Source organism: Hyphomonas sp. (assembly GCF_036964145.1).
In the GTDB taxonomy this organism is placed as follows: Bacteria; Pseudomonadota; Alphaproteobacteria; order Caulobacterales; family Hyphomonadaceae; genus Hyphomonas.
Window position 1 is genome coordinate 656,421 of the sequence record NZ_JBALUC010000001.1, and the last position, 11,343, is coordinate 667,763.

An 11,343-nucleotide genomic window follows, 5' to 3' on the forward strand; every position below is an offset into this window, starting at 1 on the left:
GGCCAGTCCGACCATACAGATGAAAAACCATCTCAGCCAACCGGGCATATCTCCGAGCCGGAGGTTTCATCGGATTTCAGGAAGGCGAAGGACAAGGGAAACCCGACAAACAGCAGCGCCCCAATCGCCAACCCGACAGTCAAATTCGGACGGGATGAGTCACCTGTCGGCGTGTATTCCACATTGCTGTACTCGGCCCAGGTCTTGATGGTCGTTTTGGGATTCGCGCCCAGCTTGCCGCGACGTCCACGGCGGTGGAGCAGGCGTTTGAGTTGCTTTGTCCGGTCAGGCGAAGGAGTTCGGCCGGTGGTCACGCCTCCGTCTCCTGTCTCATTTCAGAGGGCGAAGGATCGCTGTTGGCGGCTTTGGTCTGACGTTTCGCGATGATGCGGTCGGCCCGCGCGATGAGCCGTTTCCGGACGGCCGGGCTGTCCCCATCCAACTGTTTCCAGAACCACATGAGCGGCGTGAGCAATACCAAACCAAAGACACTGGCGAGCAGCAGTAGCGCCAGTGCAATGGCCGCGTAGAACATTGCGCGGAGGACTGTCAGCGTGACCCCGCCTATCGTGTTTTGAGCGGAGTCACCGATTTCAGGACGAATCAGTAAGAACGCGACCGGAACGGCATAGGCGAACACGATGGCCAGAATGATTACCACCCAGCGCGTCGCCTTCGAGTGATCGGGCCCCGGCGTGTGGGAGTAGCTGGCGTGCCAAGCATGCAGGGTGGTGTCGGTGTGGGGATTTGCACCGGCCTTGCCGCGACGTCCACGGCGGCGGAGCAGGCGCCTGAGACTTTCGGTGTGATCACGGTTCGGCGTGTTGCCGGATGTCATGTCGTGTCATCCCTCCCTCTCTTCAATCTGGGGGCGATTTGCGTCCTCCGCAAGGTGTTGCACACGCCGCTCTTGCCCCGACTCACTTGCGTCGCCACAAGAGGCAGATGCCTGACCAGCCAACTCTTGACGATGCCCGCGCGCTGCTGAAGCGCGTCTATGGCTATGACGCCTTCCGGGGGCTGCAGGAGGATGTCATCGCCGACACGCTGGCCGGCAGGGATGGCCTTGCCGTTCTGCCGACCGGCGGCGGCAAGTCGCTCTGCTACCAGATCCCGGCGCTGCTGCGCGATGGTATCGGCATTGTGGTCTCGCCGCTGATCGCGCTGATGGCCGACCAGGTCGATGCGCTGAAACAGGTGGGCGTGCGCGCCGAGCGGCTGGATTCCTCGATGGATTTCAATGCCCGCGCCGAAGCGCTGGAGGCGGCTTCGCGCGGCGAGATGGATCTGCTCTATGTCTCGCCCGAAGGCATGGGCACGGGGCTGGCCCAGCGGCTTGCCCAGATGAAGGTTTCGCTGATCGCCGTGGACGAGGCCCACTGTGTCAGCCAATGGGGCCATGATTTCCGGCCGGACTATCGCGCGCTTGGGCGGCTGAAGGACATGTTTCCCGGCGTGCCGCGCCTTGCTGTGACTGCCACTGCCGACACCCGCACGCGCGACGATATTCTCGCCCAGCTCGACCTGACCAAACCGGCTGTCCATGTGGCGAGCTTCGACCGGCCCAATCTCGCCCTCGCCGCAGAGCCCAAAGAAGGCAACCGCGCCCAGCGGGTCGTCTCCCTGGTCAAGGCGCGTCCGGGCCTGTCCGGCATCGTCTATGCCGCCACCCGCAACGCCACCGAAGACCTCGCCGAAGCCATTGAGCGCGCAGGCATCACCGCGCTGGCCTATCATGCGGGGCTCGATGCCGATGTGCGGGCCGAGCGCCAGCGGCGTTTCCTGCTGGAAGACGGTCTCGTCATGTGCGCGACGGTCGCCTTCGGCATGGGCGTCGACAAGCCGGACGTGCGCTTTGTCATCCATGCCGATCCGCCAAAGACGATGGAAGCCTATTGGCAGGAAGTCGGCCGCGCAGGCCGCGACGGAGAGCCCGCTGAAGGTGTCGCGCTCTACGGCCCCGCCGACATGCGCCGCTTGCTCAGCTGGACCTATGAGGGCGACGCGCCCGAAGCGGTCAAGCGCGTACAGATCACCAAAACCCGCCAGCTGTTTGCCTTCTTTGATGGCGATGAATGCCGCCGCGCTGCCGTGCGCCGCTATTTCGGGGAAGAGGGGGTCGAGGCCTGCGGTGCGTGTGATTCCTGCCGGGGCGAGACCGGCGAGCCCTATGATGCGACCCGCTGGGCGCAGATGGCGGTGTCCGCCGTGCTGCGCTGCGGCCAGAAGATCGGGCGCGGCCGCTTGATCAATCATTTGCTCGGACAGGCCAAGGACAGTTTCGACGAGGAGCTTTCCACCCAGTCGACCTATGGCATCGGCAAGGACATGCCGAAACAGGGCTGGGGGCGCGTGTTCGATGCCTTGCTCTATGATGGCATGCTGGCCGAAGGCGGTGAGATGAACCGGCCTGCGGTCGTCGTGCCGGATGCCGAGGCCGCCCGCGCCCTGTTCCGGGGCGACCGCACGCTGATGCTGCGCGCTGACCCCGCCGCTACCCGCAAGCGCGCCAAGGGCAAGAGCCGCGTCGCCGCGCAGGCCCTGGCCGACATGTCGGAGCGCGACCAGATCCTGTTCGACATGCTGCGCAGCTGGCGCACCGAAACCGCCAAGACGCGCGGCGTGCCGCCCTATGTCATCTTCCATGACCGCACCCTCGCCGAGATCGCCCGCGAGCGCCCCGTCGACGCCGACGAGCTGCGCCTGATCAGCGGCGTCGGCGAAAAAAAGGCCCAGCGCTACGCCGAAGACGTCTCCCGCATCGTCGGCGAGGCGGCCTGATCACGCCTGTCGCTGTCACAGGCTTTTCCCGCAGACAGGCAGGTCCAGCCTTGACCCGGCGCGCGTGGCACCTCACCTATAGGCTCAACCAGATTTCCCGCCTTTCGGAGTCCTCATGAACCTTTTGCACCGCCTCGATGACGAGACAGAAGAAAAGCCCCAGTCCGAGCCGAATGCCTTCCTTGAGGAAGCGCTGTTCAAGGCCCGCACCATCCTGCTGACCGGCGGCATCGATTTCCATGCCGCGCGCCGCGTCAGCCAGCGCCTGCTGGCCCTGTCGGCCGAGAGCAAGGAGCCGATCCTGCTGGTTCTGTCTTCGCCCGGCGGCCACGTCGAAAGCGGCGACATGATCCACGACATGATCAAATTCGTCGAAGCGCCCGTGAAAATCCTCGGCACAGGCTGGGTTGCCTCGGCCGGCGCGCTGATCTATGCGGCGGCGAAGAAGGAAAACCGCTTCTGCCTGCCGAACACCCGCTTCCTGCTTCATGAACCGCGGGGCGGCGTTGGCGGCCAGGCCACGGATGTTGAAATCCAGGCCCGCGAGATCATCAAGATGCGCGAACGCCTCAACAACATCTTTGCTGAGGCCACGGGCAAGTCCCTCGCGAAGATCAAGGAAGACACCGATCGTGACTTCTGGATGAGCGCGGCCGAAGCTGTCGAGTACGGTCTCGTCGGCCAGATCGTGCACCATCGCAGCGACGTCAAATAAGCGCACTTCGCGCGGAAGTGTTACCAAATTGAACGCCCGGTCCTCTCAGGGGATCGGGCGTTCATTTTTGGTTAGGAATGTGTTTGCCGCGCGTAAAGGTTTATGAAGCAAGGTGGCTTCTTAACCTGTGTAAGGACACCGCCGCCTCCATGCCGGTACGCGTAGAAGACATTGCGGTCGCCGTGCGGCCTGTTCCAACAGCTGTGACCGTCTCGGCGGTGTTTACACGATTGCTGGCCGATCCTGACCAGTTCGCCGTGCCCATTGTCAGCGATGGCGCCGCGCTCGGCATGGTCACGCGCCGCGCCGTCATCGAAGCGCTGGCCACGCCCAGCGGCCGCCAGTCCAACGGCGCCGCCCGCATCACAGACCTGATGCGCGACCAGCCCGTCATGTGCGAGGCCGGCACCCCGGTGGGCCTGGTCGCCAAGCTCGCGGCGGACGGCTCGACCGCAGCCCTGACCGATGGGGTGATCGTCCTGTCGGAGGGCAAATATCTCGGCCTGATCAGCCCGTCGGCGCTGCTCTCTGCGGTGGCGCTGGAAAATGCGGCCCGCGCCCGCGCGATGCAGGTCGCCCAGAAACGCTTGCAGAAGACAAAAAACGACGCCGGGGCCTTCGATCAGGAAAAGGCGCGCTTCCTGGCCTTTGTCGGTCATGAAATCCGCACGCCCCTGACCGGGATTCTCGGCGTGGCCGACCTGCTTCAGGACAGCGTGAATGGCGGCGAGCCCAAACGCCTCGCGCGCACAATTTCCGAAAGCGGGCACCATCTCGACCGGCTGCTGACCGATCTGCTGGACCTGTCGCGCCTTGAGGCCGGCAAGCTGGCCGTCAACAATGCCCCCTTCGACCTGCATGAATTCGCCAATGATGCCCGTGACCTCTGGCAGTCCCGCATTGCCGGCAAGCGTCTGGATTTGCGCATCAAGGTGGCGGGCGGCGCGGTCGCGCGGCTGGAGGCCGATGCCATGCGCATCCGCCAGATCCTGTTCAACCTGATGAGCAATGCGCTGAAATTCACCGAGCGCGGCTATATCGGCGTGGAGCTGTCGACCCTTGAGGCCGCCGGCAATCTGAAACTTCGCATGACGGTGGAAGACACGGGCTGTGGCATTACCGATCTCGACAAGGCGCGGCTGTTCCAGGCCTTCGAACAGGCCCGGCCCTCAACCGCCGGCACGCATGGCGGCTTCGGCCTTGGCCTCTCCATCGCCAAGGGGCTCGCCCGCCGGCTGGGGGGAGAGATCACCCTCGCTGACAATCCCGAAGGCGGCTCCATCTTTACCGTCACCATGCCCGTCGAACGGGCGGGTCCGCGCCTTGCCATTACTGGCGCGCCACCCAAGCCGCGCATGCGCGCCTTCGAGCTGGGCCGCATCCTGCTTGCCGAAGACCATGCCGTCAGCGCGCTGGTCGTGACGCGCGCCCTGTCAGCCGCCGGTTGGCAGGTCGATACGGTGCAGACCGCCGAGGACGCGATCGACCGCGCCGCGACACATCCCTATCAGGCCATCCTGACCGACATTCACCTGCCGGGCGCAAGTGGCGATGAGGTGCTGGCCGCCATTCGCGCGGCGCGCGGGCCGAACGCGCTGGCGCCGATCATTGCCGTCACCGCCGATGTCAGCCCCGAGCGGCGGCTGGCCTGCGAGCAGGCGGGCTTCACCACGATCATCGAAAAGCCGATCCGGCCACGGGCCCTGGTCGCTAGCCTGGTCGATATCCTCCTGGCCGACCGCGAAGCGGCGGCCGAGGCAGGCCATCGCCAGACGGCCTGATGCGGGCATGACCGCACCCAGACCAGCGCCGGGCCTGATGACCGCCATCTGGCGCGGCCTGCGCTTTCGCTGTCCGAAATGCGGGCAGGGGCGGATCTTTCGGGCCTATCTGAAGCAGGCCGATACGTGTGACCAGTGCGGCGAGCCATTGGGCGCGATCCGCGCCGATGATGGCCCGGCCTGGCTGACCGTCCTGTCCCTCGGCCCCTTCCTGGTGGCGATCACCTTCTTCGTCTCATTTGGCCATTTTCCCCTCTGGGCGGCCCTGCCCGTCGCGGCGATCGCGGTCACTGGAGCGGTCCTCCTGCTGCTCCCGCGCATCAAGGGCGCCTTCATCGCGGCGCTCTGGGTCTCGGGTCTGGGCAGTGGGGCAGGGGAGGCCGATTGAGGGCCCGAAAATCTCCTGCATCCCATGCAGGTCAGATGGTTGCAGAGGGGCGAAACCGCGTGTAATAGGCGCGCTTCGCACCATGCGAAACGGTTCGGTAGCTCAGCTGGTTAGAGCGCGCGACTCATAATCGCGAGGTCGGGAGTTCAAGTCTCCCCCGAACCACCATTTTCAGGTTGAAAATTTGGGGTTTGGCTGGTCTCAAGGGGCTGGACGGCCTATTATGGCTTCGTATGAGGCGAACAGTTTTCCTGGCATCTGTTCTGGCTGGTCTGGTCACACCCCTCTCGGCTGTCGCGGATGAGGTGGCGGCGGAGGCGGCGTTTGTGCGGGGCGAGTATGATGTCGCCCTGACGGAGCTGTCGGGCACCCAGACCGCCGATGCCTTTGCCTTGAGCGCGCGCGCCCTGCTGGCAGAAGCCATGTCCGGCCCGGCAGACCCGCCCGAAGCCATCCTGCACGATGCGCTGTCTGAGGCGAATGCCGCGCTGGCGCTGGACCCGGCCCATGCCGAGGGGCGCCTGCAGCGGGCGATTGCCCTGTCCCTGATCCTGCGGCCGATGAGCGTGCGCGAGGCCCGCAAGACGGGCTGGGCCGAGGAGGCGCGGGATCTGGCCGAGGGTGTGCTGGAGGATGAGCCCGGCAATGTCTATGCACATGGCTTCCTGTCGGTCTGGAATCTGGAAGTCGTCCACCGGGGCGGGCGGCTCGGCGCCATGATCATGGGGGCAGGGGTTTCCGATGGCCGGGCGCATTATGAGGCGGCCGTGGCTGCCGCGCCGGATGACGCCTCCGTGCATTGGCAGTGGGCGCGGGCGCTGGCGGCGCTGAATGCCCGCAAATATCAAGACGAGGTGCTGTCTGCACTCGATGCGGCGCTGGCCGCGCCTGTGGACACAGAGCTGGAGCGCGTCATGCAGGCACGGGCCGCCATGCTGAAAGCCGAGATGCTGAGAGATGACCGCCGCGCCGAGGAGATCGCGGCGGGGATGCTCTGAGGCGCTATTCCGCCGGGACGGCTTCGGCGAGGGCTTCCTGTTCGGTCAGGAAGCGTTCCGCCTCCAGCGCCGCCATACAGCCCATGCCGGCGGCGGTAACAGCCTGGCGATAGGTTTCGTCGGTGACGTCGCCCGCGGCGAACACGCCGGGGATTTCGGTCGCGGTCGAATCCGGCGCGGTGATCAGGTAGCCATTGTCCTTCATGGCCAGCTTGCCCTTGAACAGTTCGGTCGCGGGCGCGTGGCCGATGGCGATGAAGACGCCGTGGACGGGGATGTCTTTTGTCTCGCCGGTCTCGACATTCCTGATGCGCGCGCCGGTGACGCCGGCCGGGTCGCCTTCGCCGAGCACTTCGTCGAGCACGCTGTGCCAGATCACTTCGACCTTGGGATTCTTGAACAGGCGGTCCTGCAGGATCTTCTCGGCGCGGAAGCCGTCGCGGCGATGCACGACGGTGACCTTGGAGGCGAAATTGGTCAGGAACAGGGCCTCTTCAACGGCCGTGTTGCCGCCGCCGATCACCATGACTTCCTTGCCGCGATAGAAGAAGCCGTCACAGGTGGCGCAGGCGGAGACGCCGAAGCCCTTGTATTTCTCTTCGCTGGGGAGGCCGAGCCATTTGGCCTGGGCGCCGGTGGAGATGACAACGGAATCGGCGGTGTAAATTGTGCCGCTCTCGCCGACTGCCTTGAAGGGGCGGGACGAGAAGTCGACTTCGGCGATATGGTCATTGATCACGTTCGCGCCCATCGCTTCGGCGTGTTCCTGCATCTTCACCATGAGGTCCGGGCCCTGGATCTCGGTGAAGCCGGGATAGTTCTCGACCTCGGTCGTGATGGTCAGCTGGCCGCCGGGCTGCATGCCGGTCACCACGGTCACTTCGCGCATCGCGCGCGCGCCATAGACGGCGGCAGTCCAGCCGGCCGGGCCGGAGCCGATGATCAGGATTTCGGTGTGTTTCGTGTCAGCCATTGCGAAGGCTCCGCCATCTGTTCTTGTCGTGTCGGCCCGGCATATGGGGACGATGCAGCGAGCCTTAAAGCGCTGCGGGGATCAGATCAATGTGAACACTGCCCGGCGGGGTCCAAACCGGCGCCATTGCCCGCGCGGACGACCTCAACGGTGGCATGGGAGACGTTGAAGCGGCTGGCGAGGCGCTCCTTGACCGCGCGGCGCAGCTGGTCCGGATCGGCGCCCGGCGCGGCGGTTACTTCCAGCGTGATCAGGGGCTTTTGCTCGGTCAGGGCCCAGGCATGGAAATGCGCGACGCTGGCGACGCCCTCGATTTCGGCGACGAGGTCTGCCTGGATATCCTCGGGGTCGAGCCCGACCGGCGTGCCTTCGAGCAGGATGTGACCGGATTTGCGGGCGATGCGCACGCCGGCAAACAGGACCAGCAGGGCGACCAGCACCGACAGGATCGGGTCGGCGGCCATCCAGCCCGTGGTCATGATGATGATGGCGGCGCCAATGGCCGCGATGGAGCCGAGCAGGTCGCCCGCGACATGCCAGAGCGCGCCTTGCAGGTTCAGGTCTTCCTTGCTGCCGCCATGCAGGATCGCGAAGGCGAGAATGTTGACCAGCAGGCCGCCGACGGCGACGACTATCAGCACATTGCCCATCACCTCGACCGGGTCGAGCAGGCGGTGGATGGCCTCCCAGACGATCCAGAGCGAAAGCAGGACCAGAAGGATGCCATTGGTGAAGGCGGCGAGGATCTTCATCCGCGCAAAGCCATAGGTGCGCTGGGGGTCGGCCGGGCGCTCGGCCAGCTTGTAGCCGACCCAGGCGAGGGCCAGCGAGCCCGCATCGGTCAGCATGTGCGCGGCGTCCGCCAGCAGGGCCAGCGAACCGGAGATCAGGCCGCCGGCCACTTCGGCCAGCATGAAGGCCGCCGTCAGCAGGCCGGCAATCGCGACGCGGCGGCGGGAATCGGCGCTCGTCATGTCGGCATCATGGTCATGGCTGTGTCCATGATCGTGACCGTGTCCATGATCGTGGTCATGCTCGTGCGTCTGGCCGGGGGAATGTGTGTGATCGCTCATGACGTCCTGATGGCGGGTGTGGGCGGCGAGGTCAATTCCGCTGTGATAGCGTAGCGATTGTTATGATATTGTATTGGGCAGAGAAACGAGAACAGGGGGAAGACCGGCATGACGATACCACGCTTGCGCCAGCTGGTGATTGCGGCGGCGACACTGGAGACGGCGGACCAACTCGGCGAACTGCTCGGCCTTGGTGAGCCGTTCATTGATCCGGGGGTCCGGGAGTTTGGCCTCGAGAACCGCGTCTATGCGATCGGGGACCAGTTCCTGGAAGTGGTCGTGCCGATCGCGGAGGCCGCGCCCGCCCAGCGCTTCATCGACCGGGGCGGGGAGGGCGGCTATATGGCGATCTTCCAGACCGATGATCTCGAAGCGCTGCGCGCGCGGGTCGACGGGATGGGCATTCGCCGCGTCTGGAACATAGACCTGCCGGACATTTCCGCGAGTCATCTTCATCCGGCCGATATTGGCGGGGCGATTGTCTCCGTCGATGAGGCGCGCCCGGCGGGCAGCTGGCGCTGGGGCGGGCCGCACTGGCGCGAGCAGGCCGTGCCGGGACGGCTGGCCAGCGCCGCGATGGAGTCGCCGGACCCGGACGGCCTGGCCCAGCGCTGGGCCCTGGCGCTGGGGCTGACTGTGGACGAGCGCGTGCTCTATCTCGATGATGGCGCGATCGTGTTCCGGGAAGGCAAGACAGAGCGGCTGGCCGCGTTCGGGCTCTATTTGCCGGATGCGGAGGAGATTCTCGAACGCGCCGAGGCGATGGGCCTCGATGTGGACGAGCGGGAGATCAGCTTTGCGGGCGTCGGGCTGAGTTTGCTGGAGTAGGGGCGTTTCCCTGATCCTGTCATCCCGGAATTTGCGTCAGCAAATATCCGGGACCCAGCCCGCGCCCGTGCTTCGACTTCGCTCAGCATGAGCGCTCCTTTTTTTGCGCCACGTATCGCACTCATCCTGAGCGAAGTCGAAGGATGATGAGCCCCCCGCAAAACCTGCGGCTGGGTCCCGGATAAGCGCGGGGCGCTTTCCGGGATGACAAGAAATAAGAGGCGCAGCACCAGACCCCGACGCAGGGCGCGCCCGGCCGGTGAGTTGGCTTCACGAGATGATCCGCCTCAGGACGTATCCGGAGTTTCCCGTACGGCCGCCTCATGCAGCTCCGTCAGCGTCACCTGTTCGGCCTGCGTGACCGGCAAGCGGCCAAAGGCGGGCGGCAGGGCGCGGGCGATGACCGGGCGGGGGCCGGTGAGAAGGCGGCGCATCGCCTCGACATAGCGGGGCAGGTTTTCCAGCGCATCCTCCAGCGCCAGCAGGCGGCGAACCTGCCGCGTGGCGGGCAGGATATCGTGCGGGCCAGCCGGATAGTCGGAGAGATCGACCGGCGTCTCGACATCGAGGCGGCGGATGCGCGGCCCGGTGCGGAAGCGTTTCGGCGGCGGCGTGCGGGGCGTCTGGCCGGGCGCGGCTTCGCAGAGGCGGAAATGCGGCTGCGGGAAGAGGGGGCGGTTGGGTGGTTTCTGGCTGGGGGCGACGCGGGCGGCCGGCTCGCCGCGCGGACGGACGGGCAGCGCGCCAAGGTCTGCGGCCATCAGCACGATCAGGCGGCGCAGCAGCGGCTCGGCCTGGGCGAGGAAGCGTGTCAGCTGGCGGAGTTGCCAGCGCGCGAGGAAAGGCAGGCAGGGCAGGCGGCCCAGCCCCAGCGCGCGGCGCATGTCCCCGGCCAGCCAATCCAGCCGTTCAAGGCTGAACCGGGCCGCATGAAACAGTAGGTCCGCAGGCGAATGGCTCATGCAGAACAGGATGGGGGCGCCGGCTCTCAGACGGATTGGGGGTGACTCTATCCCCATTCCGTTTCTCCGGCGCACGCCGGAGTCTCTTGCGGCTTGAAGCGCGGAGCCGCCGCACGAGACCCCGGATCAAGCCCGGGGAGGCGGAGTGAGGGGATATTGACACTTGAAGCCGGATTGCCAAACTCATCCGGGGGATTGGCATGGCTTTCTACACCTACATCATGACCAACAAGCCGCGTGGCACCCTCTATTGCGGGCAGACGGATGATCTGAACCGCCGGGCGTGGGAGCATCGCTGCCATGTGGTCCCCGGTTTCACAGACAAGTACAATTGCGAGATTCTCGCCTGGTATGAGGTGCTCGATACCCGTGAGGAGGCCGTCGCACGGGAACATCAGATCAAGAACTGGAAACGTGTCTGGAAGATCGAGTTGGTGGAGGAGATCAATCCTCAGTGGCGGGATCTCGCCGAAACGTTGCTCTGAACTTCCCCCATTCCGTATCTCCGGCGAACGCCGGAGTCTCTTGCAGCTGAGGGCGCGGAGCCGCCGCATGAGACCCCGGGTCGAGCCCGGGGAGGCGGGCGGAGGGGACTCAGTCGCCCTTCTTTTCGGGGATATTGTCGTGGCTCGTCGAGGCGAGGTCTTCGAGTTCTTTCTCGCTCATCGAATCGTACATCTCTTTCGAGGCGCCTTGCAGGTCGCTGACCTTGGTGTCGCCGCGCTTGGCGGACAGGGCCGCGCCGGCGGCCTTTTGCTGGGCTTCGGATTGGGCAGGCATTGGGGGCTCCTTCTCGCTTGGGGTTTGCGGAAGGAACGGATTATCGGGTCAACAGGTTCCCAAA

The 11,343-nt window shown here is 65.5% G+C and carries 14 protein-coding genes and 1 tRNA gene; 9 read left to right on the forward strand and 6 right to left on the reverse strand.

Features of this window, described 5'->3' with window-relative positions; genetic code table 11:
* Nucleotides 1-32 precede the first annotated feature (32 nt).
* Nucleotides 33-314 carry a hypothetical protein gene (locus tag V7660_RS03245; RefSeq protein ID WP_335601689.1) on the reverse strand — a complete coding sequence of 94 codons (282 nt, stop codon included), beginning with the start codon at nt 312-314 and terminating at the stop codon, nt 33-35.
* Nucleotides 311-838, reverse strand: coding sequence for a hypothetical protein (locus V7660_RS03250; RefSeq protein WP_335601690.1), 528 nt, complete (start codon nt 836-838; stop codon nt 311-313). The genes V7660_RS03245 and V7660_RS03250 overlap by 4 nt, the downstream gene beginning before the upstream one ends.
* Nucleotides 839-945: 107 nt before the next feature.
* Between V7660_RS03250 and recQ the strand changes: the two genes are divergently transcribed.
* From recQ to V7660_RS03280, 6 genes are all read left to right on the forward strand, one after another.
* The gene (recQ, locus tag V7660_RS03255) at nt 946-2,781 is read left to right on the forward strand and encodes a DNA helicase RecQ (protein ID WP_335601691.1); all 1,836 of its coding nucleotides are present in this window, start codon (nt 946-948) and stop codon (nt 2,779-2,781) included.
* Between the two features lie 115 nt (nt 2,782-2,896).
* Nucleotides 2,897-3,496 (forward strand): ATP-dependent Clp protease proteolytic subunit, encoded by a 600-nt coding sequence (locus V7660_RS03260; RefSeq protein ID WP_335601692.1) that lies wholly within the window; start codon nt 2,897-2,899, stop codon nt 3,494-3,496.
* A 149-nt stretch (nt 3,497-3,645) separates the two neighbouring features.
* Entirely contained in the window at nt 3,646-5,277 is a 1,632-nt protein-coding gene (locus V7660_RS03265; RefSeq protein ID WP_335601693.1) for an ATP-binding protein, read from the forward strand.
* Nucleotides 5,278-5,284: 7 nt separating this feature from the next.
* A complete protein-coding gene (locus tag V7660_RS03270) occupies nt 5,285-5,665 on the forward strand; it encodes a DUF983 domain-containing protein (protein WP_335601694.1) in 381 nt (126 codons plus the stop codon).
* A 91-nt stretch (nt 5,666-5,756) separates the two neighbouring features.
* Nucleotides 5,757-5,833 (forward strand) — tRNA-Met (locus V7660_RS03275).
* A gap of 65 nt (nt 5,834-5,898) precedes the next feature.
* Nucleotides 5,899-6,663, forward strand: a complete 765-nt coding sequence (locus tag V7660_RS03280; RefSeq protein ID WP_335601695.1) for a hypothetical protein — start codon at nt 5,899-5,901, stop codon at nt 6,661-6,663.
* 4 nt (nt 6,664-6,667) lie between these two features.
* On the opposite strand, the gene trxB is transcribed toward V7660_RS03280, so the two are convergent.
* Both trxB and V7660_RS03290 read right to left on the reverse strand, forming a co-directional pair.
* Nucleotides 6,668-7,636 (reverse strand): thioredoxin-disulfide reductase, encoded by a 969-nt coding sequence (gene trxB / locus V7660_RS03285; RefSeq protein ID WP_335601696.1) that lies wholly within the window; start codon nt 7,634-7,636, stop codon nt 6,668-6,670.
* Between the two features lie 86 nt (nt 7,637-7,722).
* Complete coding sequence (locus V7660_RS03290; RefSeq protein WP_335601697.1) at nt 7,723-8,610, reverse strand: cation diffusion facilitator family transporter; 888 nt, start codon at nt 8,608-8,610, stop codon at nt 7,723-7,725.
* Between the two features lie 15 nt (nt 8,611-8,625).
* Between V7660_RS03290 and V7660_RS03295 the strand changes: the two genes are divergently transcribed.
* A complete protein-coding gene (locus V7660_RS03295) occupies nt 8,626-8,763 on the forward strand; it encodes a hypothetical protein (protein ID WP_335601698.1) in 138 nt (45 codons plus the stop codon).
* 54 nt (nt 8,764-8,817) lie between these two features.
* The gene (locus V7660_RS03300) at nt 8,818-9,537 is read left to right on the forward strand and encodes a VOC family protein (RefSeq protein ID WP_335601699.1); all 720 of its coding nucleotides are present in this window, start codon (nt 8,818-8,820) and stop codon (nt 9,535-9,537) included.
* Between the two features lie 287 nt (nt 9,538-9,824).
* Here the strand turns inward: V7660_RS03300 and V7660_RS03305 are convergent, their stop codons facing one another.
* Complete coding sequence (locus tag V7660_RS03305) at nt 9,825-10,556, reverse strand: hypothetical protein (protein ID WP_335601700.1); 732 nt, start codon at nt 10,554-10,556, stop codon at nt 9,825-9,827.
* A 143-nt stretch (nt 10,557-10,699) separates the two neighbouring features.
* Here V7660_RS03305 and V7660_RS03310 point away from each other — a divergent pair, with 143 nt between their 5' ends.
* Nucleotides 10,700-10,984: a GIY-YIG nuclease family protein gene (locus V7660_RS03310; protein WP_335601701.1), complete on the forward strand. Its 285-nt coding sequence runs from the start codon at nt 10,700-10,702 to the stop codon at nt 10,982-10,984.
* A gap of 109 nt (nt 10,985-11,093) precedes the next feature.
* On the opposite strand, the gene V7660_RS03315 is transcribed toward V7660_RS03310, so the two are convergent.
* On the reverse strand, nt 11,094-11,279 hold the full coding sequence (locus tag V7660_RS03315) for a DUF3008 family protein (protein WP_335601702.1): 186 nt from the start codon (nt 11,277-11,279) through the stop codon (nt 11,094-11,096).
* Nucleotides 11,280-11,343: the final 64 nt, after the last annotated feature.

Bases quoted from the DNA above. Each gene is read 5' to 3' on its own strand.
- V7660_RS03280 (WP_335601695.1), top strand. From the start codon at position 5,899: ATGAGGCGAACAGTTTTCCTGGCATCTGTTCTGGCTGGTCTGGTCACA.
- V7660_RS03315 (WP_335601702.1), bottom strand. From the start codon at position 11,279: ATGCCTGCCCAATCCGAAGCCCAGCAAAAGGCCGCCGGCGCGGCCCTG.
- V7660_RS03290 (WP_335601697.1), bottom strand. From the start codon at position 8,610: ATGACGAGCGCCGATTCCCGCCGCCGCGTCGCGATTGCCGGCCTGCTG.
- V7660_RS03295 (WP_335601698.1), top strand. From the start codon at position 8,626: ATGGCTGTGTCCATGATCGTGACCGTGTCCATGATCGTGGTCATGCTC.
- V7660_RS03265 (WP_335601693.1), top strand. From the start codon at position 3,646: ATGCCGGTACGCGTAGAAGACATTGCGGTCGCCGTGCGGCCTGTTCCA.
- V7660_RS03260 (WP_335601692.1), top strand. From the start codon at position 2,897: ATGAACCTTTTGCACCGCCTCGATGACGAGACAGAAGAAAAGCCCCAG.
- V7660_RS03310 (WP_335601701.1), top strand. From the start codon at position 10,700: ATGGCTTTCTACACCTACATCATGACCAACAAGCCGCGTGGCACCCTC.
- trxB (WP_335601696.1), bottom strand. From the start codon at position 7,636: ATGGCTGACACGAAACACACCGAAATCCTGATCATCGGCTCCGGCCCG.
- recQ (WP_335601691.1), top strand. From the start codon at position 946: ATGCCTGACCAGCCAACTCTTGACGATGCCCGCGCGCTGCTGAAGCGC.
- V7660_RS03300 (WP_335601699.1), top strand. From the start codon at position 8,818: ATGACGATACCACGCTTGCGCCAGCTGGTGATTGCGGCGGCGACACTG.
- V7660_RS03305 (WP_335601700.1), bottom strand. From the start codon at position 10,556: ATGGGGATAGAGTCACCCCCAATCCGTCTGAGAGCCGGCGCCCCCATC.
- V7660_RS03250 (WP_335601690.1), bottom strand. From the start codon at position 838: ATGACATCCGGCAACACGCCGAACCGTGATCACACCGAAAGTCTCAGG.
- V7660_RS03270 (WP_335601694.1), top strand. From the start codon at position 5,285: ATGACCGCACCCAGACCAGCGCCGGGCCTGATGACCGCCATCTGGCGC.